Here is a 23,267-nt window from a genome sequence, read left to right as displayed (position 1 = left end):
TTATTTCATATTTTTCAATTATTAAAAAATCCTTCACTTTTTCTGCGAAGGATTTGTATGTTGAACGTTTGACTGTTTTGTTATTTGATTACAACTCGTTTGTTAATTTCCATTTGTGACCCAACTACTTTAATTATATAAACTCCTGGATTTTTAAAATTTACTTCAATTTCTTTTTGATTAGAAGTGTTTTGAATTTCATTAATTAATTGCCCATTAAAATTAAAAACCGAAATTTTTTGAATTGATTTTGCATTATTTTCAAGTTTAATAATTACAGAACGAGTTGTTTTATTATAAACCGAGATATCATCACGTTTTTGGTATTCAAAATCTCCTGTTCCTAAGTTATATCCCCAAACTTTTTCTACAAATTCTGGATGGTCTACATAAGGATTTCTATTTTTTTGGTACCTGTACACAATATTATTAATGTCTTTTTCACGATCAGAAACTGGATCATTTAAATGCCAAGTTATTAATATTTTTAAGAAAGTATCTGTGAAAACTTTATCTTTTGATCCATTGAACATCGCATATTTCCAATTCTGAATGCCATTTCCTTCGTATCGTGTTGCGAAATAAAAATAAGCACGAGCGATATCTCCCTTAAATTCATCTATCGGTTCGAAAACTGTACCAGAATATCCGTATGAATAACCAGAATTTAGATTATTCCCTAATTTCGAGCCATTTTGAGAAGTTTTATCTATAGTTCCTACAACTCCGTGAGGATAATTACTTCTCATTCCATTTACTACACCATCTGTTGGCCATATATGTAAAGGGTCAGATACCATAGGTGATGCCTTACTAAAAACACTCTGTGGAATTAAATGTTCTCTATTATAACAATCTCCTTCATATTTGTAATTTCCACATTCTTTCTGACCAGGTGTATAATTATAAGGATCAGTACCTGTTGGGTTTTCTGAATAAATGTCTAAAATTGAATTATCTTTTTCATAATATTTATCTTGAAAACCATTATCAGAATCATTTTGTCTATATAACCCTTTTAGAGCATCATAGCTTTTTGTACTATGATTTTTAATAATATTATATAGTTGTGTTTTTAAGGTATAACCACTACCTGTTGCATTGTCATAGTAATTAGCAGGAGCTTGAGCAAAAAGATTTGTTCCAACTAAAAACAGACCAAGATGTAAAACTATTTTTTTCATATTGAATGATTTAAAAAGAGAGTTAAGTTACAAAAAAAATAGCTTTACTCTCTTAATTATATTTTATTAAAAGGTTAACATCAAGCTATTAAGCTAATTCGAATAAGACTTATAGATGAATAAAGAATCCTGAATTTGCTTGTTTAATAAATTATATAAATCTGGTTGATTAATAGAAACACCAGCCATAGATTTTAATCTTTTTTTTAAATTGTTAGAGTTTAATAAAAATTTTGAACGATAAGAATTTTTATCCATTACTTTTTTAGCTTGAAGTTCTTCAAAGTCTTTTCTTATTTTTCGGGCGTATAGCTCAGAAAGATCAAATTGTAATTGCATTTCATTTAAAATTCCTGCATGTTTTATCGAAATCCAAGAATTAATTTCATCAAAACGATTTAAAACTTTTACTTTCGGAATTTCTCCATCCGTTTCAGCAATTTGCCATCCTAATTTCGAATCAAGAAAACCTTGTGGTATTTTTGTTTGAAAAGGCTTCTTTTTAAAGTTTTCGTATTTCAATCTTTCATTTTTATTCCAATCAATAATGCTTTGTGAATGAACATAAGACAACGATAAAATGAAGGAAATGATGATTGATTTATACATAGGTAGTAGCATTTTACAATTAGATATTCTCAAGTAAGTCAAGTCTCATGCCATGAGAACCTTTTATTAAAATATTTTTAGTTTTAATAGGATTATCAATCAAGTATTTTTCGAAAGCTTTGCGATCTTCAAATTTTTTAACGTTCGGATTTGTTGTAATTGTTTCAGAAAAATGATGTCCTAAAATAAAGATTTGATCAAAGTTTAAACGTTCAGCCAAGTCTAAAACACGTTGATGTTCTGTCTTAGCTTCATCACCAAGCTCGAACATATCACCAATTATAATTGTTTTAGAACCTTCAAATTTGACAAAATTATTGAGTGAAGCTTCCATACTACTTGGATTTGCATTATAAGCATCCATCACAATTTTATAATTTTCTTTATTGATAATTTGCGAACGATTATTTGAAGGAAAGTAATTTTCGATTCCATTTTTGATTGATTCAGCATCTATTCCAAAATATTGACCAATAGCAATCGCACATGAAATGTTACTAAAATTATAATTTCCAGTCAAATGAGAATGAATATCTAAATTTTTGTATTTAACAGCAAGGTATTCCGTTTTGTTTTCGATTAATTCGATTTGTACATCTGTATTATTCTGATCAGAAAAAGTGATTCGGTTAATATCGCCAGTTTTTTCTACTTGAATAGGATCGTTATAATTGACAAATGCAGTTTTTTTATTTGCTCTAAGAAAATCATACAATTCAGATTTTCCTTTAATCACGCCTTCAATTCCACCGAAACCTTCTAAATGAGCTTTTCCAAAGTTGGTGATATAACCGAAATCAGGTTGAGAAATAGAGGCTAACAATTCTATTTCCTTTTGATGATTTGCACCCATTTCAATTACAGCGATTTCTGTATCTTCTGGAATAGATAATATCGTTAAAGGAACACCAATGTGGTTATTCAAATTTCCGAATGTATAATGCGTTTTAAACTTTTCCTTCAAAACAGCCGAAATTAATTCTTTTGTTGTTGTTTTTCCATTAGAACCTGTTAAACCAATAAATGGAATTTGAAGGTGTTTTCGGTACATTCTTGCTAAGTCTTGTAGAGTTTCTAAAGCATTGTGAACTAAAAAAATATTTTGACTGTTATTTTCATATTCTTTTTCATCTACAATTGCCAACATTGCACCTTGATTTATAGCTTCTTGTGCAAATGTATTTCCGTTGAAATTTGCCCCTTTTAAAGCAAAAAAGATACAATCTTTTGAGATGTTACGTGTATCTGTCGTAACGTTTTTCGATTTTAGAAATTGTTCGAATATTTCTGCTGTATTCATGTAATCTAAATAAAATAGAAGATAAATTTCTTTTGCAAAATTGACAAAGAAATAATTGTTATTGTTCTGTACAAATATAAAATTTATTGAATCGTTTTTGTGATTTAAAGGAAGTATTTTACGATAATTGCAAAATATTTGATGAGATAAATCTTGGTGTAGTTTATTTATCTGGTTTAATTGTTATATTGAAAAATTACTGCTTGCATTTTAATTAAAGAATGAAAATAAAAGAGATTACTATAGATAAATTAGAAACAGAACGTTTGCTTCTCGTGCCATTTACAATTGATATTTGCGAAGATATGTTGTACAATGATTATCGTATTTTAGAAGAGAAGGGGTTTCTAAAAGGAAAAGATTGGCCCGATCAAGATATGATGGATACAATACCTAAGATTATTCAAAAATTGTTAATCCATAATTATGTTACGGGGTTTGAATCGTGGATGATTATTAAAAAGGATACAAAAGAAATAATTGGTGATGTAGGTTTTAAAGGTTTTAATGCAGCGGATGAAAATGTGGATATTGGTTATGGAATAATAAGAGAGGAGAGAAGGAAAGGTTATGCAGAGGAAGCGTGCACAGAATTGATTAGATGGGCATTTTCTCAAGAAATAGTGAAAGAGGTAACAGCAAAATCTTTCTCAGATAATTTTAAATCAATTAATCTTTTGAAGAAACTTGGTTTCGAAAAAGTAGTAGAACATAATGGTTTTACATATTGGTCTTTAACTCAATAAAAGCTAATTATATAAATAAGAAAACTCGGTTATTAACCGAGTTTTCTTATTTATATAAAAGGATATTTATCCTCTACGTTTACGCTTAGATTCGAAGCTACCTGTATATTCTTGAGCTACACGGAAACCAATCCAGTTTGTTGCACTTGCTTGGTGTAAATAACGTCTTTGTCCAGCATCTATCCAATAGATAGGGTCTTTCCAAGAACCTCCTTTTACAACACGTGTTTCATCAGAAATATCAGAAGTACGATTTGTTGTATCTTTTTCTAATATAACGCGACCTTTTTCGTCTACTGTAAATTTACGTTGAGGAGCATTATACATATCTTCTGTCGCCTGATCAGCAGATCTACCGTCTTCAACTCTTGGGTTAAGAGAAGAGTTAGGATCACCATCACGATAATTTGTCAAATCGTATTGTGTTTGTTTTTTATATGCGCCAGGTAAACCTTTGTAAACTAATTTACCATTGTCTAATGTATCGTATTCTACGTTTGTTTCGTCATATTTTTCAAATCCGCCAACTCCGTTATCGATATTCGTTTTGAAAACATTACCACGGTAATAGTTGAAGTCATTTGCTTCTTCGTCAATAATTGGACGATAAACATCAGAAACCCATTCTGCAACGTTACCTAACATACCATATAGACCAAAATCATTTGATGGATATTTACGAACATCACTTGTAATAGCAGAACCATCGTTTCCAAATCCTCCAATACCTGAATAATCTCCACGACCTTGTTTGAAGTTATCTAAATATTGACCTCTTTGCGCTCCTTTTGTTACTCTTAAATTATTTTGAGCAACTTCTTTTCCTTTGTATTCGTTGTATTCACGGTTTCCAGGTAAAGCTAAAGCTGCATATTCCCATTCAGCCTCAGTAGGTAAACGGAAAGGTTGAACTTCTAAAGAACCTGTTGCACGATTTGCTTTTAGGATACGAGAGTTTTGAGTTTTAATTTGATTCGCTCTCATAATTTTAGTCGAATCAATAGCTTCATTTACATTCGTGTCGCCTAACTTATATTGTTCTGCATTGAATGTTTTGTTTCCGTAATTGTATTCTTCGTTATTATAGTAATCTTTTGATAAGATTCCTTTGTTCATCAAGGCTTTTTCGTTAGCACGATCTGTTAACCAATCACAATAGTTTACTGCTTGCAACCAAGAAATACCAACTACAGGGTAGTAGCTAAACTCTGGTGAAAACAAGTAATTTTCTGTCGAGAAATCATCTCTTGATAATTGATTATTGAATACCGTTTCGTCTGGTAAGGCTCCATTATAGATATCCTTGTACTGCGTGTCTTCTGGTGGGAAAACAACTTTTAGCCAAGTTAAGTATTCTTTGTATTCGTAGTTTGTAACCTCAGTTTCACCAATGAAGAAAGATTTTACTTGCATACGAACAGGAGAATTATTCCAGTCGTGTAACACATCATCTTTCGTGATTCCCATTGTAAAAGACCCACCTTCGATGAAAACCATTCCAGGCCATGCTTTAATGTTTTCTTTCTTTTTACCCGAAAAAAACCAACCTTTACTATCGTTTGGTTTCCAACCTGTACGACTTGTGAAATTTTTTGTTCCACCTCCTTTTTTCTTACCTGAACTACTTGCACAGCCTACAAATACACTCATTGTAATGGCTGCAAGCGCAAGAGAAAAAATACGTCCTTTATTCATTTTCATAGAATATTTCTGGTTTTCAAATATTAAATTTAATGCAAATAAAAGCATTTGACATTAATCTTACAACGAAAAAATGCTTTATTTCTTGTATCTAACGTAAGAATTATTTTTTTATTTTACGATTGAAAATATATTTGCTAAAATAGCGTTTAACAGACATGAAGAAATATTTTATTTTAGTCGCAACTTTGCTTCAATTTCCTCAATTGTTTAGTCAAAATTACAAAATAAATTGGGAGAATAATCAAACAATTTCTTTGACGAATGGAAATAAGGTAAATGTGCCTTATTTTTCGAATAAAGATAATTATTTTGTTGGGGGATACTTTCTTCCAGAATTTGTGGTTGAATTAAATTCACTTAATCAAGAAGTTGAATTGACGAATGTACAATATAGAGAAGTACAAAACGAATTGATTGATTTGGATACATCTTCTATTTCAGATAAAATTAATTTTTCTTCATATAATGTAAATGATAAAAATGGACAACAAAAACTAATTGTAAAAGTTGTTCCTTTTGTAAAACAGAATAATAAATTTCTGAAAATTGAATCGTTTTCTATCGTACAAAAACCAATTTCTTCTCAACGAAAATCAGGTACAAGATTTATTGATAATTCAACTTCAAGTGTTTTGAAAACTGGAGATTGGTATAAAATAAAAGTTTCGAAAGATGGTGTTTTTAAACTAGATAGAAATTTCTTTACGAAGAATGGAATTCCGACCAATTTCAATCCGAAATCTTTAAAGATTTATGGAAATGGTGAAGGTCGATTGATGGAAAATTTGACTTTAGATAGAAAAGGAGCTTTAAATGAAATTCCGATCAAATTTGTTGGTGGAGATGACGGAAGTTTTGATAACAATGATTACGTTTTATTTTATGCAAAAGGTCCGCATCAATGGTATAGAGATAATACCACAACTTTAAGTAATGTAAAACTTCGTTATAATTTATATGATGAATCAGCCTATTATTTTATAAGTTTTAATGGAAGTGATGGGAAACGTGTGCAAAATAGTTCACTAACTGGTTCACCTGTTAAAACATTTTCGACATTTGATCATTTACAATTTCACGAAAAAGATTCAATTAATCTAAATGGTCTTGGACAAATTTGGGTTGGAGAAAATATTGGATTAAAAGATGGTTTTAAAAAAACATTCAAAGCAAATTCTATTGTAAATGGAGGTGAAGCATATTTACGTTACGCTGTTGTAGGGAAAAATTCTAATAATAATTATTCTATAAATGCTAATGGTCAAATATTTACTGGGAGTTTAGGAAATTCGGAGTTTAACAGAACTGAAGATGATAAATCTATTACTTTAAACTCAAATACAATTGATATTTCAGTTTCGTCTGTAGGAAGTAATCCCTCTGGTTTAGGTTTTTTAGATTATTTACAACTTCGTTTCAAGGATAATTTAGTATATAATAATGAACAGTTTACGTTTAGATTTTTATCTGACTATTCTAATCCAATGAATGCATTTACATTACAAAACTCTTCAAATGTTAATGTTTGGAATGTTTCTAATATTCATCAAATTTCAAATCTTCAGCCAGAAAGCGGTTCTTATAAATTTGAGAATTCGCCACAAAATGAGTTTGTAGCTTTTCGAGATGAAAATGCTTATAATGATGCAAAATTTGTAGGTCGTGTTGCGAATCAAGATATACGTAGTTTAGTTGATATAAATTATGTTGTGATTACGCACCCAAAATATTTGGATCAAGCACAACGTTTGGCAAATTTCAGAAAAGAACATGATAAAATAAATACTGCTGTTGTAACAACAGACCAAGTTTACAATGATTTTTCATCTGGAAGTCAAGATCCAATTGCGATTCGAGATTTTTTAAAGTTTTTGAAAGATAATCAAAGTCCAAACTTAGAATACGCAGTATTATTTGGTGCAACAACGTATGATCCTAAGAATAGAATAAAAGATTTTACGAATTACATTCCAACGTTTACAGACGAACCTTCAACAAATATAAACGAAGCTATTGCAACAGATGATTATTTTGCGATGTTAGATAACAATGTAAAGATGTTATCAAATAATGTAGAGGGAGTTTATAATTACGATGCAAATTGGTTTAATATAGCTGTTGGTCGAATTCCTGCATCAAATTCTCCAGAAGCGAAAGTTTTAGTGGATAAAATCATTTCTTATTATGATAAAGTTCAAGGAAAAGGAACTTCATATGGAGATTGGCGTACAAAAGTTGTTGCAGTTACAGATAACGATGATAATGTTAATACTCCAAATTTTGACGTTTCTATTGATGGTGAGTTTACTAAAAAAGAAAATCAAATTTATACGGTAAACAAAATATACACAGGTGCTCATCAACCCGAAGGTACATCGGCAGGTGTTCGCTACCCAACGGTTAATCAGGCGATATTAAATGGAATTGAATTAGGCTCTAATTTCTTGATGTATTATGGACATGGAGGTCCACGAAGTTGGGCACAAGAACGTATTATTACCGCAGAAGAATTAACAGGTTTGTCTAATTTTAGTGCTGCTTATTCGCGATTACCTATTGTATGTACTGTTACTTGTGATTTTACGATTTGGGATTTACCACAATATAATTCAGCAGGTGAAATGATGTTGAAAAATATAAATGGAGGGGCATTGTCAATGATTACAACAAACCGTCCTATTGGAACAGGATATGGAGATACAATGAATCAGTATTTGATTCAAGAATTTTTCAAAAAGGATGGTTTAGAAAATCAAACGATAGGAAAAGCGCTAAATCAAGCTAAAATTAGTTATTCTCCTTCTCATCGTAATCACAAAAGTGTTAGTATTTTGGGAGATCCTATGTTAGCTATTCATCGTCCGCAACAAGAGATTGAAATTTTAAGTATCGAAAATAAAAAAGGTGTAGATATTTTAGGAGGAGGAAAATTACAAGCCTTAGATTTTGTAACGATTAAAGGAAAGGTCAATCAACTTACTTCAACTTCTATTGACAATACTTTTTCAGGAAAAATAGCGGTAAGCCTTTTTGAGAAAGAGGAAATAAAAACCTTGTTAAGTGAATCTACTCATAATGGAAAAACGTTCAAAACAGAAAATAAAACAATTTATAAAGGAACGGGAAAAGTAGTAAATGGAGAATTTACGATTCAGTTTTATGTGCCGAAAGATATCAATTACGAGCTAGGAGATCGAAAATTAAAATTTTATGCGTGGGACGAAAAAGATGGAAAAGACGCCTCTACTTTAGAAATTGTTTCGATGGAAGGAATTAACGAAGAAGGTTTAAATGATGATGAACGTCCGCAAGGAAAATTATACATGAACAATTTAAATTTTGCCAATGGTGGAATTACAGATCGTTCGCCTTATTTGGTTGGTTGTTTAACTGATAATACAGGAATTAATGCAACAGGATCGAGTATTGGGCATGATATTGTAGCAACAATAGATGGTAAAGTTCAAGATGCATATGTGTTAAACGAATATTATGATGGAGGTGATGCAAATCCTTGTATCAATAAAGATTTCGAAGATTATCAGAAAGGTCAAGTTATGTATCAATTAAAAAATTTAGAACTTGGTCAACATACCGTAAATCTTAAATTTTGGGACATCAACAATAATTCGAATACTGCAACGTTAGACTTTGTAGTAATGGAAAATGGAACGGGACAATTGCATATTGATAAATTACTAAATTGGCCTAATCCATTTACAAAGAATACCTTTTTCCATTTCGAACACAACTGTGATTCTGAGTTAGATGTAATGGTTCAGATTTTTACCATTTCGGGTAAATTAGTCAAAACACTACGTCAAACCGTTTCTGCAGAACCTTTCCGAGAAGGATATCGTACAGGAAAATATGCGATAGAATGGGATGGTTTGGATGATTTTGGAGACAAAATAGGAAAAGGTGTTTATATTTACAAAGTCAATGTAAAAGGTGTTGACGATACCGTATGTAAAGGTTCAGCAGCAGCAGTTGAAAAATTAGTTATTTTAAAATAATAGAAAAATAAAAATATAATCAATATAACACGAATGAAAAAAATTACCGCAAGCTTATTGATTTTAGCATCAGCTTTTACCTATGCTCAAGATACAGGAAGTAATAATACAGATAAAGATTATACAAAATCAAATCCAATTTTAACGGGAGCTCCATTCTTAAAAATTTCGCCTGATGCACGTGCAGGTGGTTTAGGAGATCAAGGTGTTGCGACATCGGCGGATAACTATTCTCAGTATTGGAATGCTGCTAAATTTGCTTTTGCACCAGATTACTCTGGAGTAGCGTTCACCTATACGCCATATATGAATTCATTAACAAACGATGTTTTCTTGTTAAACGCCTCTTACTATACTTTTTTAGGACAAGATGAACGTAGTACATTAGGTGCAAGTATCTACTATTTCAATATGGGTGAAATCGAACTAAATGAACTTGTCGGAACAGATGTTGTATCTACGGGTATGGCTAAACCAAATGAATTCTCAATCGACTTATCGTATGGTTTACGTTTAACAGATAACTATTCGATGGCAGTTACAGGTCGTTTTATTCGTTCAGACTTATTTAACGGAGTAAATGAAGCAGGTGTTCAAGCTGCTAATACTTTCGCGGTTGATTTAGCTGGTTATTACCAATCAGAAACAATGGATACAAATAATTTTGAAGGTAAATTACGTGGAGGTTTCCAAATTTCTAATATTGGTCCTAAATTAGATTATTCAAATTCAGAAGAGAACGCATCTTATTTGCCAACAACATTACGTTTAGGAGTTGGGTATGATTTCAAATTTGATGATTACAATAAAGTAGGTATCACAACAGAGTTTTCTAAATTATTAGTACCAACACCTCAATATGAATATGATGAAGAAGGGAATATAACAAATAGTTACATCCCAAATAAAGGTGTGATGGACGGTATCTTTAGTTCTTTTGGTGATGCACCAGGAGGAGGAAGCGAAGAATTAAAAGAAATTACGTATTCAGTTGGTGCAGAGTATTCTTACAACGATGCTTTATTTATTCGTGCAGGTTATTTCCACGAAAGCCCAATGAAAGGGGATCGTCAGCATTTAACATTAGGTTTAGGGCTTAAATACAATGCTTTTGCATTTAATGCTTCTTACTTAATTCCAATGTCAGAAACGAACAATGCCTTAGAAAATACATTACGTTTTGGTATTGCGTGGAACTTTGGAGGAGAAACTCAAAACAGTTACGATTACTAAAATCGTTAATATAAAGTTATAAAAGAGGTTAGCTATTGGCTAACCTTTTTTTATTTATTAACTTAAATCAAGTTTTAAAAGCAGGATTAAAACTAATTTTACATGAAATAAAAACGTATACTATATGTCTAATGTTGGATTAATTTTAGAAGAGAAAGCGGCTGATATTGGCAACTTTTTAGTGGGTAGATTATTGCCTTTTCGTCAGAAAAGACATGTCGGGCCATTTGTATTTATCGACCATATGGGACCAACAAAGCTGAAAGATTATCAAAATCTTGATGTAGGTCCACATCCTCATATTGGTTTGTCTACTTTGACGTATTTGTTCGAAGGGGCCATTATGCATCGCGATAGTTTAGGAACCGAATTGGAGATAAAACCTGGAGCAGTAAATTGGATGACAGCAGGAAAAGGTGTGGTGCACTCGGAGCGTACACCCGAATATTTACGTACAACAGATAAAACGCTTCACGGTTTACAAATTTGGGTAGCACTCCCAAAAGAATTAGAAAATATGGAACCGAGTTTCACACATGTTGATGCAGAAAAACTACCAACTTGGTCAGATGAAAATGCAGATTACAGATTGATTGCGGGGCAATTTGGTGAGCACAAATCTGCGGTACCTGTTTATTCGCCAATGTATTTAATCGAAATTAAAGCGAAAAACACCTTCAATGTCTCGTTAGGAAAAGATCTTTTTGGAGAATCTGCGCTGTATGTTTTAGAAGGTTCTATAAAAGATGCAGGTGAAACCTATGGGACGAAACAATTATTGGTTGCCAAAGATGCTAAATTATGTGAATTTGAAATTGAAGCAGGTTCAACGGTTTATATTTTTGGAGGTGAAGAATTACCAGAAGAACATTTTATTTTTTGGAATTTTGTGAGTTCTTCAAGAGAAACGATCGAAAAAGCAAAAGAAGATTGGGTGAATCACCGATTTCCAAAAGTACCAGGAGATGACGATTATGTACCAATGCCACAAGCACAAAAGAATTCAAGAATTAAAGGAAACGAAAAATAAATAAAATGAGTGAAGTGAATGTGACGTCGACTTCGACGGATAAAAATTATATTTCAAAAATAAAATCAGGTAAGCACGAATTTACAGTTGATGAACCAATTGATAAAGGAGGCTTGGATACTGCTGCAAAACCAAGCGAATTGTTAGGCGCAGCTTTGGCTTCTTGTACATCGATTACATTGCAAATGTATATGAATCACAAAGAATTTCCATACAAAAAAGTGGAGGTTGATGTGAACTATGATTTGATTACAACCGAACCAATAACATTTCATCGTCACGTAATTATCGAAGGTGATTTTGATGAAAAACAGCAAACAAGATTATTAAAAGTTGCAAATTCTTGTCCAATACACAAAATCTTAGATAAAGGTCACGAAATTGAAACGACAATAGAATTCATTTAGAAATAAAAACTCCTTCTATTAAAAGACTCAAAAGTGTCTAACTTTTTTAGTAATGTAAAAGAAGGAGTCTTTTTATGCTATATTATTTGTTAAACTCTTCTGCGGTTTTACGAATAATCGCTAAACATTCGTGCAATTGTTCTTCGTTCATCACAAGAGGAGGAGCGAAACGAATGATGTTTCCGTGTGTAGGTTTAGCCAATAAACCGTTGTCTTTCATTGCAACACAGAAATTCCATGCTGTTTCAGATTCTGGCGTATCATTGATTAAAATAGCATTTAATAAACCTTTACCACGAACCGATTTGAATAAAGGAAATTCTTCAGCCATTTTAGTGATTTCTGTTCTAAAAATTTGACCTAATTTCTCTGCGTTATCAGCTAATTTTTCGTCTAAAACAACTTGTAAAGCTTCCATTGCAACCGCTGCAGCCAAAGGATTTCCACCGTAAGTAGAACCATGTTGTCCTGGTTTAATCACATTCATCACTTCATCATTTGCTAAAACAGCAGAAACAGGATAAACTCCACCCGATACAGCTTTACCTAAAATTAAGACATCAGCATTAATATTTTCATGATCAATCGCTAACATTTTTCCTGTACGAGCAATTCCTGTTTGGATTTCATCTGCAATAAATAAAACATTATGTTGTTTACATAATTCTTCGCAAGCTTTTAAATATCCTTCAGAAGGAACATTAACACCAGCTTCACCTTGAATAGGCTCTACTAAGAACCCACAAATTTTGTCAGCTTTTTCTTTAAATAATTGTTTCAAAGCATTTACATCATTGTATTCAACGGCATCAAAACCACTTGTATAAGGATTGAAGTTTTTACGCGCATCTTCATCATTCGAAAAAGAAATAATAGTTGTTGTACGTCCATGGAAATTGTCTTTACATACAACAATAATTGCTTCACCAGCTGCAATTCCTTTCTTCTCGTACCCCCATTTACGAGCAATTTTTAGAGCAGTTTCAACAGCTTCAGCTCCCGTGTTCATAGGAAGTACTTTCTCGAAACCGAACAATTCTGTTAGAAATTTTTCATATTTTCCAAGTTCAGCATTGTAAAAAGCACGAGAAGTTAACGTTAATTTTTCTGCTTGTTCTTTTAATCTATTAATAATTCGAGGATGACAATGTCCTTGATTGACAGCTGAATAAGCAGATAGGAAATCGAAATATTTTTTTCCATCTACGTCCCAAACGTAAACTCCTTCTCCTTTTTCCAAAACTACTGGAAGCGGATGATAGTTATGAGCTCCGTATTTTTCTTCTAATGCAATTAATTCTGATGTTCTTTTCATGTAATAATTTGTTTTTTGTTTGTATGTTATTATCTATAAAAAAACCGACAAATAATAGTCGGTTCTATTTAGTTCATTAATTTTTTTTCAATTAATTGAATATCTTTTCCAAAGAATTTTTTAGCAACTTTTATAATGTTATCTGTGTTTACAGAAATATAAAAAGTATAGGTTGCAGCAGCATTTTTTTCTGCTAATTTTCCTTCTTTCGCTAATTGATAAATGACTTGATTAATTACTATTAAAGGCGAATTTACAATATCAACTTTCCCTTCGAATACTTGATTGATTTCTTTTTCAAGATGAGTATAATGAGTACACCCTAAAATAATGGAATCAATTCCTTCTAATTTTTTGTTTAACAAATAAGTTTCTAAAACAGCTTTAGAAATAATAGAATTTGCGAAACCTTCTTCGATAACAGGTACCAAGAGTGGAGTTGCCATTTCAACTACGTTGATGTGTTTATTGCGACGCCGAATTGCTTTTTTGTATGCACCTGAATTAACTGTTGTTTTTGTTGCAATAACGCCAATTTTTTCTCTTAGTTCGAACGATACTTTTTCAGCAACGGGAGAAATAACATCAATAACAGGAATATCTTTTCCTGCAGCATTTCTAATCTCTTTCAAAGCATTCGCAGTTGCAGAATTACATGCAACTAAAATTGCTTTACAATCATTGTCCTTTAAAAAATTAGTAATGTCTACCGAAAATTGTGTAATCGCTTCTTTAGATTTTTCTCCGTAAGGTAAATTTTGAGTATCACCAAAATAAATTAAACTTTCGTTTGGTAGCAAACGTTTTATTTCTTTTGCAAACATCAAACCACCAACACCAGAGTCGAAAACACCTATTGGTCTGTTATCATTCATAACGCAAATTTAACAATTTAATCGATGTAAAATAATCTTGATGCAATTCCATCAGCAAAAAATTTTGATTCAGGTTTCAAAATGATTTTATTTTCTTGTTTGATGATAAGATTTTCTTTAATTAACTGATTGATTTCTTGATAAAATAAGTCAAGTATAGGTTGAGAAAATTCAGAATTTATTCGATCAACATCTATTCCGTATATAGTTCTTAATCCGATCATTATCATTTCATTAAATCGTTCAGCTTCATTTAACACTTCAATTTCTTGAGGTAAATTATTTTGATTAATTGCTTGTATATATTTTGTATTGTTGGCTATATTCCAAGCACGTGATTTTCCATTGTAAGAATGAGCAGATGGACCAATTCCCATGTAATGAATTCCTTTCCAGTAATTGGAATTATGCAAAGAAAAATAATTTTCTTTTCCAAAATTAGAAATCTCGTATTGTATAAAATTATTCGATGTTAAGGTATCAACTAAGAGCTGAAATTGTTCATTTTGACGATCTTCATCAACAGGTTTTGTGATTCCTTTTTTGATTTGATGATCCAAAATTGTTTTCTCTTCAACAGTTAAAGCATAAGAAGAAATATGCGGAACATTTAAATTTATTGCTTTCTGAAGATTCTTCATCCACATATCATTAGTAGTTGTCGAAGAACCATATATCAAATCAATTGTGATGTTATCAAAACCAAAATCCTGAACAAGTTTTATCGATCGTTCTGCCTCTTGTGCATTGTGTGCACGGTTCATTAATTGTAGATCTTCTTCAAAAAACGATTGTACACCAATCGAAAGACGATTGATAGGAGTTGATTTTAAGAATTTAAGTTTTTCTTGGTTCAAATCATCTGGATTTGCTTCGAGTGTAACTTCTTTTAAATTTTGGGTTGAATAATTTTTAAAAATCGTTTCGAAAATGCTTTCTAATTCTATTTCAGAAAGGATAGAAGGAGTTCCTCCACCAAAATAAATAGTTTCAAGTGGTTGTGATATTTCATTTTTTCTAAGTAAAAGCTCTTTGTTAATCGCTTTTACCAGATTAGATTTGTTGTGAAGATTTGTAGAAAAATGAAAGTCACAATAACTACATTTCTGTTTACAAAAGGGGATATGAATATAGATTCCTGCCAAAATAATTAAATATTAGGCAAAATTAGGTTGAATTGGTAGTCTAAAAAAATGGAACTAAAAAAAACTAAAAAAAAATGAATATAGTATTGGTTTTGAAAATAATTCTTATATCTTTATCGGCGTAAATAAAATACTATGAATAAAGGAACTGTAAAATTCTTTAATGAAGAAAAAGGATACGGATTTATTAAAGATGATGAATCAGGAAAAGAGTACTTCGTACACGTTTCTGGTTTGGCAGACAAAGTAGCTCAAAATGATAAAGTATCATTTGACTTAGAACAAGGAAAAAAAGGTATCAACGCCGTTAATGTGAAAGTAATCTAATTAATATATTATCTCAACATATTTCTTGTAAAGCGACCGGATTGGTCGCTTTTTTTTATTTTATATTTTCATTGTTTTCATAAAATTCTGCATCATTTAATAACGTATTTACAAAATGATACAATCTTCCTAATTGAAATTTAGCCAATTGATGTCCATATAAACTTGCTAAATAAGTTCCTAAAGCCAATATAACAGAAAACGGAACAGACCAAATCCATATACTTTCACCTTTTACTATGTATTCTGAAATTGCATACGAGCCTAATGTTATAAAAACAGCACCACTTAATCCATAAAGGAAAGCAAAAAATGTCCAAATGCTGGGTTTAGGACCAATAATTCCTCTTACAACCAAATAATTTGGATGATCATCATCTTCTTCAATTCGAATTTGTAATTGGGGATGCCAATATTTATCTTTATCTTTTCTAACACGAACCATTGTTACTTCCTCATTCGCATAACCACCAAACTCTGAAGTGTTTTGTTGCAAATGTTTTTTAATTAATTCGATAAATTCTTGTTTTGATAAATGGGTATACACCTTAAAACGTGGACGGCTTAAAAGAGATTTAATTGGAACTTTTTGGCTCATATTCTATTAGTTTCTTTAAATTTACAATAAATGTTTAGATTGTGACAAAAATCATTTCTGATACTTATGAGAAAATTTACCAAATCGTTTGCCAAATCCCAGAAGGACGAGTTTCTACTTATGGATTGATAGCGAAAAGTATAGGTGAAAAATTTTCAGCACGTGTTGTTGGTTATGCAATGAATCATTCACACCATCGAGATGATGTTCCAGCTCATCGAGTGGTTAATAGAAATGGTCAATTAACAGGAAAGCATCATTTTAATCCTTCGAGTTTAATGCAACAATTGTTGGAAAATGAAGGTATAGAGATAGTAAATGATAAAGTGGTCAATTTTAAAGAAATTGTATGGGATCCGAACGAATCTCATTAAAATCTGTAACGAAATCTACTTTCTTCTTACTAATTTTACAAATCAAATGATATAGATAATGGATTTTTTATTGCAAGCCGAAGGCTTAACAAGGAAATATAAAAATAAAGTTGCACTCAACAATTTTAGTATCAACATTCCACAGGGGTCTATTTATGGACTATTGGGACCAAATGGTGCTGGAAAAACAACGTTTATTCGTATTGTCAACCAAATTACAGCTCCTGATAGCGGAACAATTTTACTAAACGGAGAGCCTTTGACAAAAAAATCAATTGGTCAAGTTGGTTATATGCCAGAGGAACGTGGGTTATACAAGAATATGAAAGTAGGAGAACAAGCCCTTTATTTTGCGAAATTAAAAGGTCTTTCTTCTGCTGAAGCAAGAAAACGTACCGAATATTGGTTCGAAAAACTTGATATGATGTCTTGGTGGAATAAAAAATTGAGTGAACTTTCGAAAGGAATGGGACAAAAAGTTCAGTTTGTTATTACGGTTATTCATAATCCTTCGTTGTTAATTTTTGATGAACCTTTTAGTGGTTTTGATCCTGTAAATGCGCAAATCATTGCAAATGAAATTTTGGAATTAAGAGATAAAGGGACGACAATTATTTTTTCGACCCATAGAATGGAATCTGTTGAAGAAATGTGTGATCATGTTGCATTAATCAATCAATCTAATAAAGTGTTAGACGGAACAATAGAAGAAGTGAGAAATCAATTCAAAACTGGTAAATTTTCTATTCAATTGGATGAAGTAGCATCGGATGCTCTACAAAATTTAGCAAATGAATTTGAAATTTCTGACATGAGAAATTTTAATCAACGAACAGAGTTTAATCTTTTATACAATAAAGAAACACCAACAAACGAAATTTTACAAAAGTTAATGCAAATTGGTCAAGTTCATCAATTCAAAGAAATTATTCCTTCGATGAATGACGTATTTTTAGAAGCTGTTAAACAAAGTTCTATTTCTAATCTTTAAGCTTAATTATAAATGAAAAATATATTTTTGGTTGCGCAACGCGAATTTTTTTCACAGGTAAAAAATAAAGCGTTTGTTATTATGACTTTTCTTTCTCCTTTATTAATTGTTGGAGCAGGGGCGGTAATTTTCTTTTTAAGTTCTGCCAATAATTCAGAAGTCAAAAATATCGCAATTGTGGATGAAAGTTCTGAGTTTATTACATCGTTTAAATCTTCTAAACAAATGATGTTTAGTATTTATACGCCTCAAGAATTGAAATCAATAAAAGATACACTGAAAGGAAGTGAATATTTGAATGCCATTCTTCACATTCCAAAAAATACAGATGGTAACTATGAGAATATTGAAAAAAATACCGAGTTAATTACCAATGGTAATTTGGGAATCACAGATCGTGAAAAAATATCACGCACAATTAGTGATAAAATCGAGAAAGAGAAACAAACAAAGTCTGGTATCAACGAAACTGCATTAGAAGCTTCTAAAGCTCGGGTTAACTTGAATGTTTTCAATGTTTCGGATGGAAAAGAAGACAAAGGAATGGAGTTGAAAATTGCTTTAGCCATGTTTTTAACGTACATCATTTTTATGTTTGTGATGATATATGGTGTAAAAGTAATGCGCTCTGTTGTGGAAGAAAAAAATAACCGTGTGGTTGAAATCATTATATCTTCTGTCAAACCTTTCGAATTGATGATGGGTAAAATTGTGGGAACGACTATGGTTGCCGTTACTCAATTTGCGATTTGGATTGGAATGACTATGGCTTTGTTGATGATTTTTCCAGCCATCGCAGCGTCTAAAATGGATATGTCGCAACAAATGATGAACCAAGCTCAATTAGCAGAGTCGAACCCAGATATGATGCAGAAAATAACAGAGATTAGCGAAGTTTTATTGACATTTAATTATCCGTTAATTATTTTTGTATTTATTGCTTATTTTATTTTAGGTTATTTGTTTTACAGTTCAGTTTTTGCAGCAATTGGCTCGGCTGTAGATAATGATACAGATACACAACAATTTACATATTTTCCTTTAGTACCAATGATGATTGGACTTTATGGAAGCATGACGACTTTCGAAAATCCAGATGGTCCTGTCGCTTTTTGGTTATCGATGATTCCGCTAACTTCTCCAATTTCTATGATTACTCGAATTCCATTCGATGTTCCGATTTGGCAACTAGCGTTATCCTTATTTTTATTGTTAATCAGCACTATTTTTATGGTTTATATAGCTGGAAAAATTTACAGAATTGGAATTTTAATTTATGGTAAAAAACCAACCGTAAAAGAAATGATTAAATGGATCTCGTATAAAAATTAAAACGATATAAAAACCGAAGTAAAAATGCTTCGGTTTTTTGTTTTTAGAATTAACTTTGATAAAAATTAGATTTTATGATACATCCAAATTATCGATTGCTTGTGATTAGCACAAGTACAATTTATGGTAGTGGATATTTAGAATATATTCGAGAAGAGATTTTAGATTTTTTACAAACAGATGAATTACTTTTTGTTCCATTTGCGCGACCTTCTGGCATTTCGTACGATGAATACACGAACAATGTGGTTACTGCTTTGCAACCTTTTGGTATAAAAGTGACAGGTTTACATACTTATGAAAATCCGAAAGAAGCCATTTGTAATGCAAAAGCTATTTTTGTTGGAGGAGGAAATACGTTTTTATTACTTAAAACTTTGTACGAATTAGGTTTAATTGAAGCTATACGAAATACAATTTCTGAAGGTGTTCCATATATGGGTAGTAGCGCAGGAAGTAATTTGACAGGTTTAACAATTGGAACGACAAATGATATGCCTATTGTTTATCCACCAAGTTTTGATGCCTTGCAGTTTTTACCATTTAATATTAATCCTCATTATTTGGATCCAGATCTAAACTCTACGCATAAAGGTGAAACAAGAGAAACGCGAATCAACGAATTTCATAAATTTAATAGACAAACTGTAATCGGATTAAGAGAAGGAAGTTGGTTGAGAGTAGAAAACGGAACAATCGAATTGAAAGGAGATTTAACAGCTCGAATTTTTAAACCCAATCAATCGGCTATTGAAGTAAAATCGGGTATATTAGAAGAATCTATTTATTTGTAAATTTATTTATCCAATAATTTATTTCGAATGAATACAAAGGTCTTTAAAATGTCTTTTGCGAGTGTATATCCGCATTATATCAAAAAAATAGAATCCAAAGGAAGAACAATTCAAGAATTAGAAGAAGTTATTTTTTGGTTAACAGGTTACACTAAAAATGATTTGGATCGAAAAATAGAATCAAAAATAGATTTTGAAACTTTTTTTGCTGAAGCTAAATTAAATCCAAATGTAGATAAAATTAAGGGTTAATCTGTGGATACAGAGTAGAAGAAATTGAAGATCCGCTATATAAAAAAATTAGATATTTGGATAAAGTGATTGATGAATTAGCAAAGGGAAAATCTTTGGATAAAATTTTTAGAAATACCATCTAAAATTTTGTGCAAATAGATACATAATAGTTGACAATAACTTACAAAACCGCTTTTTTTTATAAAATATTGACACTGTCCACAATTTTGGACAGTGTTTATATTATATTAAATTAATCTTATTGTTCTGAATTAAAATACACTTTGTAATAATACATTTTCTTTTCCTCATCAAATCCACGTTCCAAATATTCTTCCGCCGCATCTGGATTAGTTAAATCTAATTTGATGTTAATTTTTGTATCTAATTTAATATCACTTTTGATTTTCTTTGATTCTTTCATCAAAGTAGGAACAGAAACTTCAAAGGATTCTACAAACTCTACACGATTATTTTCACTGTAATCTTTTTTGTATTCTTTAAATTCATCAATAATTTCAAATGGTTTTAACACCTGATCTTCAAAAATTTCGTTGGTTACAATTTCATTTGAATTCAATACATTGATAGAGTTTGAAATAAATTCTGCCTGCTGTTTTTTATCGGTTTTGTCTAATAAGAAATCATTTGAAAAGTCAGTAATCAGCTCCATATATTTTTTTGTATGGTAATTATTGTCTTTTATTAAATCAATTTCTAAGAAATTTTTCTTCCAATATTCAGATTCTACATTTTTATCATCAATAGAATATACACGAAATCCTTCGTCACGATAAGCATCAAGAATAAGACAAGCTTTATCTATTCCTTCAAGTTTATAACCTTTCCATATATTATAATCTAATCCCTTTGATTCGTCAAAACGTAAGAATTTTTTCTTGTTTTCTAACTTATAAATTCCAATTCCTCGACATACTATTCCATCAAACATCATATTTTCGAAAAGTGTAATGAAAACTTCTCCACTCTTGATTTGTGGATGCAATGATTTTTCATATAAATGACTTAAAACTTCCTGCGAAAAATCTATAAAATCGGTCTCTTCGTCAAACATTTGCTTGCATTGATTATACAAAACATTAAATTCTAATTTTTCTGTATAATGAGTAAAATGATTAATTTCGAGTGTTTTTTTGAACGGACTTAATAAGAAAGGAACCAATTGTTCTTCCTTAGATTCGTCATACTCAAGTGTCTTATCAGCAAAAATATTTGCTTCTTCCCGAACTTTATGTCCTACTTTTTGTAAACTGATAAAGGCGATGTAAGCATTTTTAACGTCAATCATTGTTTCTAATTTCTTAAAAACAAAAGTAATGATTTCAAAAATCAATGCAAACCTTGAATGATTAAAAAAAAATATTAACAAAATTGTCAAACAAAATTGTAAAATTAATGTATTGATAATTAATCTATTATATTTTTTTATGATGATAATAAATTGAAAGCGAACAGCAAACTATAATTATGGCATGAAAATAGTAATAGGATAGATGTCTTAATATTTAAAAGGTTAGATGATGAGAAAAATTAGATTTACACTTTTGGGAGTAGCTTTTACAGCCATGTTAGCTGTGGGTGTAAATGCTCAAGATAGAGGTCATAGAGGAGGTGAGAGAAGTAATTCTTCAAGAGAAGTATCAAGAAGCCAAGGGAATAGCCGTTCTGAAATGGCTAAAAGTACAAATAGAGTTAGTCGTGTCGAAGGAAATAGAATTGATCGAGGAAATAGTAAAAGTGATTCTTGGAAAAATTCGAATATAAGTTCAAGTCGTGTCGAAAGTTCACGAATCAATAGAGATAATACTGCTGTAATAAGTAGTAGACCAAGTGCGAACCGAGATAGTAACAACGAAAGATATAACAGAGAAAATAACCAAGGGAATCGAAATAACCAAGGGAATCGATCTGAGAGTTTAAAAAATAGAGATTTTCATAAAGATCCTGTTCGTATTAGCTCAAGTTCAAATAATTATAGAGGAAATCGCCCTGTGTCAAATGTTAATGTAAGAAATTATCACAAATACAATTATAACAATTATAATTTCTATGGTAACAATGGAATTTATTATCGTCCGTATAATAGTGGTTATGTAAGATATATGCCTTATGTAGGGTTCAGAATCAATGTTTTACCTGTAGGTTATGTAACAATTAATATTAGTAATCGTAATCCGTTTTATTTCTACGAAGGAGTTTATTATAGTCCAAATAGAAATTATTACGAAGTGGTTCAAGCTCCAATTGGTGCAATTGTTTATGCTTTACCAGCAGGTTATGAAAGAATAAATTATGATGGAGAGTATTTGTATGAGTTTGGAGATGTCTTATATCAAAAAATTTATTACAGAGGTTCAAGAGCTTATCAAGTAGTAGGTTATTTAGATTAGTATAAGTTTTAGTAGTTAATGAAAAAAGTCCAAACAGCAAGCTGTTTGGACTTTTTTGATGTAGCGAAGAGCAGAATTGAACTGCCGACCTCAGGGTTATGAATCCTGCGCTCTAACCATCTGAGCTACCTCGCCTAATTTTAATTTTTGCAAATATAATTTTTTTTTGAATTTATAACAAAACTTATTTTATTTTTCTTTGGTAGATACAATTCATTTTATATCTTGCGACTTCAATTAAATAGAATTATGCCAAAAAAGAAATATCAAGTAGAATTTTCAATTAAGTCTTCACCGTCTTTGTTATATAACTATATTTCAAACCCTTCTGGTTTGTCTGAGTGGTTTGCAGATAACGTAAATTCTCGTGGAGAAAAATATACTTTTATTTGGGACGGACACGAAGAATCTGCTTTTTTGATGAAATCTAAGCAAGATAGTTATGTACGTTTTCAATGGGAATATGATGAAGACACAAAGTATTTCTTCGAATTAACAATTGTAGAAGACGATTTAACAAATGATGTATCATTAGTAATCACAGATTTCGCAGATGAAGATGAGGTTGAAGAATCAAAACAATTGTGGGAAAGTCAAATTGAAGACCTTAAAAAAATCTTAGGATCTGTTTAAAATCTATTA

The 23,267-nt window shown here is 31.0% G+C and carries 21 protein-coding genes, 1 tRNA gene and 1 pseudogene; 13 read left to right on the top strand and 10 right to left on the bottom strand.

Going from position 1 to position 23,267, the window contains the following annotated elements; translation table 11 throughout:
* Positions 1 to 80: 80 nt before the first annotated feature.
* From NZD85_RS02830 to NZD85_RS02820, 3 genes are all read right to left on the bottom strand, one after another.
* Positions 81 to 1,184, bottom strand: a complete 1,104-nt coding sequence (locus NZD85_RS02830; protein WP_188320096.1) for an endonuclease — start codon at positions 1,182 to 1,184, stop codon at positions 81 to 83.
* Between the two features lie 93 nt (positions 1,185 to 1,277).
* Positions 1,278 to 1,793: a hypothetical protein gene (locus NZD85_RS02825; RefSeq protein WP_260543293.1), complete on the bottom strand. Its 516-nt coding sequence runs from the start codon at positions 1,791 to 1,793 to the stop codon at positions 1,278 to 1,280.
* A gap of 19 nt (positions 1,794 to 1,812) precedes the next feature.
* Positions 1,813 to 3,093 carry a UDP-N-acetylmuramoyl-tripeptide--D-alanyl-D-alanine ligase gene (locus NZD85_RS02820; protein ID WP_260543291.1) on the bottom strand — a complete coding sequence of 427 codons (1,281 nt, stop codon included), beginning with the start codon at positions 3,091 to 3,093 and terminating at the stop codon, positions 1,813 to 1,815.
* A 221-nt stretch (positions 3,094 to 3,314) separates the two neighbouring features.
* Between NZD85_RS02820 and NZD85_RS02815 the strand changes: the two genes are divergently transcribed.
* Positions 3,315 to 3,839, top strand: coding sequence for a GNAT family N-acetyltransferase (locus tag NZD85_RS02815; protein WP_260543289.1), 525 nt, complete (start codon positions 3,315 to 3,317; stop codon positions 3,837 to 3,839).
* 66 nt (positions 3,840 to 3,905) lie between these two features.
* Here the strand turns inward: NZD85_RS02815 and gldJ are convergent, their stop codons facing one another.
* Positions 3,906 to 5,540: a gliding motility lipoprotein GldJ gene (gene gldJ, locus NZD85_RS02810; protein ID WP_449757794.1), complete on the bottom strand. Its 1,635-nt coding sequence runs from the start codon at positions 5,538 to 5,540 to the stop codon at positions 3,906 to 3,908.
* Positions 5,541 to 5,698: 158 nt separating this feature from the next.
* Here gldJ and porU point away from each other — a divergent pair, with 158 nt between their 5' ends.
* The 4 genes from porU to NZD85_RS02790 all read left to right on the top strand — a co-directional run bounded on the left by porU (position 5,699) and on the right by NZD85_RS02790 (position 12,229).
* Positions 5,699 to 9,559 carry a type IX secretion system sortase PorU gene (porU, locus tag NZD85_RS02805; RefSeq protein WP_260543287.1) on the top strand — a complete coding sequence of 1,287 codons (3,861 nt, stop codon included), beginning with the start codon at positions 5,699 to 5,701 and terminating at the stop codon, positions 9,557 to 9,559.
* Between the two features lie 33 nt (positions 9,560 to 9,592).
* On the top strand, positions 9,593 to 10,792 hold the full coding sequence (gene porV, locus NZD85_RS02800) for a type IX secretion system outer membrane channel protein PorV (RefSeq protein WP_260543286.1): 1,200 nt from the start codon (positions 9,593 to 9,595) through the stop codon (positions 10,790 to 10,792).
* 124 nt (positions 10,793 to 10,916) lie between these two features.
* Positions 10,917 to 11,822, top strand: coding sequence for a pirin family protein (locus NZD85_RS02795; RefSeq protein WP_260543285.1), 906 nt, complete (start codon positions 10,917 to 10,919; stop codon positions 11,820 to 11,822).
* 5 nt (positions 11,823 to 11,827) lie between these two features.
* Complete coding sequence (locus tag NZD85_RS02790; RefSeq protein ID WP_171623626.1) at positions 11,828 to 12,229, top strand: OsmC family protein; 402 nt, start codon at positions 11,828 to 11,830, stop codon at positions 12,227 to 12,229.
* Positions 12,230 to 12,311: 82 nt separating this feature from the next.
* Here the strand turns inward: NZD85_RS02790 and rocD are convergent, their stop codons facing one another.
* From rocD to hemW, 3 genes are all read right to left on the bottom strand, one after another.
* Positions 12,312 to 13,544, bottom strand: coding sequence for an ornithine--oxo-acid transaminase (rocD, locus tag NZD85_RS02785; RefSeq protein ID WP_260543284.1), 1,233 nt, complete (start codon positions 13,542 to 13,544; stop codon positions 12,312 to 12,314).
* A 68-nt stretch (positions 13,545 to 13,612) separates the two neighbouring features.
* Positions 13,613 to 14,419, bottom strand: coding sequence for a glutamate racemase (murI, locus tag NZD85_RS02780; protein WP_225539754.1), 807 nt, complete (start codon positions 14,417 to 14,419; stop codon positions 13,613 to 13,615).
* 17 nt (positions 14,420 to 14,436) lie between these two features.
* Positions 14,437 to 15,564, bottom strand: coding sequence for a radical SAM family heme chaperone HemW (gene hemW / locus NZD85_RS02775; RefSeq protein ID WP_260543283.1), 1,128 nt, complete (start codon positions 15,562 to 15,564; stop codon positions 14,437 to 14,439).
* 135 nt (positions 15,565 to 15,699) lie between these two features.
* Between hemW and NZD85_RS02770 the strand changes: the two genes are divergently transcribed.
* Positions 15,700 to 15,891, top strand: a complete 192-nt coding sequence (locus tag NZD85_RS02770) for a cold-shock protein (RefSeq protein ID WP_171623630.1) — start codon at positions 15,700 to 15,702, stop codon at positions 15,889 to 15,891.
* 55 nt (positions 15,892 to 15,946) lie between these two features.
* Here the strand turns inward: NZD85_RS02770 and NZD85_RS02765 are convergent, their stop codons facing one another.
* Positions 15,947 to 16,489 (bottom strand): hypothetical protein, encoded by a 543-nt coding sequence (locus NZD85_RS02765; RefSeq protein ID WP_225539755.1) that lies wholly within the window; start codon positions 16,487 to 16,489, stop codon positions 15,947 to 15,949.
* Positions 16,490 to 16,530: 41 nt separating this feature from the next.
* Here NZD85_RS02765 and NZD85_RS02760 point away from each other — a divergent pair, with 41 nt between their 5' ends.
* From NZD85_RS02760 to NZD85_RS02740, 5 genes and pseudogenes are all read left to right on the top strand, one after another.
* Entirely contained in the window at positions 16,531 to 16,863 is a 333-nt protein-coding gene (locus NZD85_RS02760) for an MGMT family protein (RefSeq protein WP_188320085.1), read from the top strand.
* A 58-nt stretch (positions 16,864 to 16,921) separates the two neighbouring features.
* A complete protein-coding gene (locus tag NZD85_RS02755) occupies positions 16,922 to 17,854 on the top strand; it encodes an ABC transporter ATP-binding protein (protein ID WP_171623633.1) in 933 nt (310 codons plus the stop codon).
* A gap of 12 nt (positions 17,855 to 17,866) precedes the next feature.
* The gene (locus NZD85_RS02750) at positions 17,867 to 19,186 is read left to right on the top strand and encodes an ABC transporter permease (RefSeq protein ID WP_260543279.1); all 1,320 of its coding nucleotides are present in this window, start codon (positions 17,867 to 17,869) and stop codon (positions 19,184 to 19,186) included.
* Positions 19,187 to 19,260: 74 nt separating this feature from the next.
* Positions 19,261 to 19,980 carry a dipeptidase PepE gene (gene pepE / locus NZD85_RS02745; RefSeq protein ID WP_260543278.1) on the top strand — a complete coding sequence of 240 codons (720 nt, stop codon included), beginning with the start codon at positions 19,261 to 19,263 and terminating at the stop codon, positions 19,978 to 19,980.
* A gap of 27 nt (positions 19,981 to 20,007) precedes the next feature.
* Positions 20,008 to 20,357 (top strand): annotated as a pseudogene (locus NZD85_RS02740) (DUF2200 domain-containing protein).
* Between the two features lie 116 nt (positions 20,358 to 20,473).
* Here NZD85_RS02740 and NZD85_RS02735 read toward each other — a convergent pair.
* Positions 20,474 to 21,523 carry a nucleoid-associated protein gene (locus NZD85_RS02735; RefSeq protein WP_171622796.1) on the bottom strand — a complete coding sequence of 350 codons (1,050 nt, stop codon included), beginning with the start codon at positions 21,521 to 21,523 and terminating at the stop codon, positions 20,474 to 20,476.
* Positions 21,524 to 21,755: 232 nt separating this feature from the next.
* On the opposite strand from NZD85_RS02735, the gene NZD85_RS02730 reads away from it, so the two are divergent.
* A complete protein-coding gene (locus NZD85_RS02730; RefSeq protein WP_260543276.1) occupies positions 21,756 to 22,625 on the top strand; it encodes a DUF6515 family protein in 870 nt (289 codons plus the stop codon).
* 61 nt (positions 22,626 to 22,686) lie between these two features.
* Here the strand turns inward: NZD85_RS02730 and NZD85_RS02725 are convergent.
* Positions 22,687 to 22,760: transfer RNA gene (locus NZD85_RS02725), tRNA-Met, on the bottom strand.
* Positions 22,761 to 22,874: 114 nt separating this feature from the next.
* Between NZD85_RS02725 and NZD85_RS02720 the strand changes: the two genes are divergently transcribed.
* Positions 22,875 to 23,258: an START-like domain-containing protein gene (locus NZD85_RS02720; RefSeq protein WP_019975947.1), complete on the top strand. Its 384-nt coding sequence runs from the start codon at positions 22,875 to 22,877 to the stop codon at positions 23,256 to 23,258.
* Positions 23,259 to 23,267 lie beyond the last annotated feature (9 nt).

Source organism: Empedobacter stercoris (assembly GCF_025244765.1).
GTDB lineage: Bacteria > Bacteroidota > Bacteroidia > Flavobacteriales > Weeksellaceae > Empedobacter > Empedobacter stercoris.
This window is presented reverse-complemented; position numbering and strand designations above follow the sequence as displayed.

What these genes read in the sequence shown, in the direction of transcription:
- NZD85_RS02730 (WP_260543276.1), top strand. Translation starts at nt 21,756, where the DNA reads ATGAGAAAAATTAGATTTACACTTTTGGGAGTAGCTTTTACAGCCATG.
- NZD85_RS02790 (WP_171623626.1), top strand. Translation starts at nt 11,828, where the DNA reads ATGAGTGAAGTGAATGTGACGTCGACTTCGACGGATAAAAATTATATT.
- NZD85_RS02795 (WP_260543285.1), top strand. Translation starts at nt 10,917, where the DNA reads ATGTCTAATGTTGGATTAATTTTAGAAGAGAAAGCGGCTGATATTGGC.
- murI (WP_225539754.1), bottom strand. Translation starts at nt 14,419, where the DNA reads ATGAATGATAACAGACCAATAGGTGTTTTCGACTCTGGTGTTGGTGGT.
- NZD85_RS02735 (WP_171622796.1), bottom strand. Translation starts at nt 21,523, where the DNA reads ATGATTGACGTTAAAAATGCTTACATCGCCTTTATCAGTTTACAAAAA.
- NZD85_RS02765 (WP_225539755.1), bottom strand. Translation starts at nt 16,489, where the DNA reads ATGAGCCAAAAAGTTCCAATTAAATCTCTTTTAAGCCGTCCACGTTTT.
- NZD85_RS02815 (WP_260543289.1), top strand. Translation starts at nt 3,315, where the DNA reads ATGAAAATAAAAGAGATTACTATAGATAAATTAGAAACAGAACGTTTG.
- porU (WP_260543287.1), top strand. Translation starts at nt 5,699, where the DNA reads ATGAAGAAATATTTTATTTTAGTCGCAACTTTGCTTCAATTTCCTCAA.
- pepE (WP_260543278.1), top strand. Translation starts at nt 19,261, where the DNA reads ATGATACATCCAAATTATCGATTGCTTGTGATTAGCACAAGTACAATT.
- porV (WP_260543286.1), top strand. Translation starts at nt 9,593, where the DNA reads ATGAAAAAAATTACCGCAAGCTTATTGATTTTAGCATCAGCTTTTACC.
- gldJ (WP_449757794.1), bottom strand. Translation starts at nt 5,540, where the DNA reads ATGAAAATGAATAAAGGACGTATTTTTTCTCTTGCGCTTGCAGCCATT.
- NZD85_RS02830 (WP_188320096.1), bottom strand. Translation starts at nt 1,184, where the DNA reads ATGAAAAAAATAGTTTTACATCTTGGTCTGTTTTTAGTTGGAACAAAT.
- NZD85_RS02820 (WP_260543291.1), bottom strand. Translation starts at nt 3,093, where the DNA reads ATGAATACAGCAGAAATATTCGAACAATTTCTAAAATCGAAAAACGTT.
- NZD85_RS02825 (WP_260543293.1), bottom strand. Translation starts at nt 1,793, where the DNA reads ATGTATAAATCAATCATCATTTCCTTCATTTTATCGTTGTCTTATGTT.
- NZD85_RS02750 (WP_260543279.1), top strand. Translation starts at nt 17,867, where the DNA reads ATGAAAAATATATTTTTGGTTGCGCAACGCGAATTTTTTTCACAGGTA.
- NZD85_RS02770 (WP_171623630.1), top strand. Translation starts at nt 15,700, where the DNA reads ATGAATAAAGGAACTGTAAAATTCTTTAATGAAGAAAAAGGATACGGA.
- NZD85_RS02720 (WP_019975947.1), top strand. Translation starts at nt 22,875, where the DNA reads ATGCCAAAAAAGAAATATCAAGTAGAATTTTCAATTAAGTCTTCACCG.
- rocD (WP_260543284.1), bottom strand. Translation starts at nt 13,544, where the DNA reads ATGAAAAGAACATCAGAATTAATTGCATTAGAAGAAAAATACGGAGCT.
- NZD85_RS02755 (WP_171623633.1), top strand. Translation starts at nt 16,922, where the DNA reads ATGGATTTTTTATTGCAAGCCGAAGGCTTAACAAGGAAATATAAAAAT.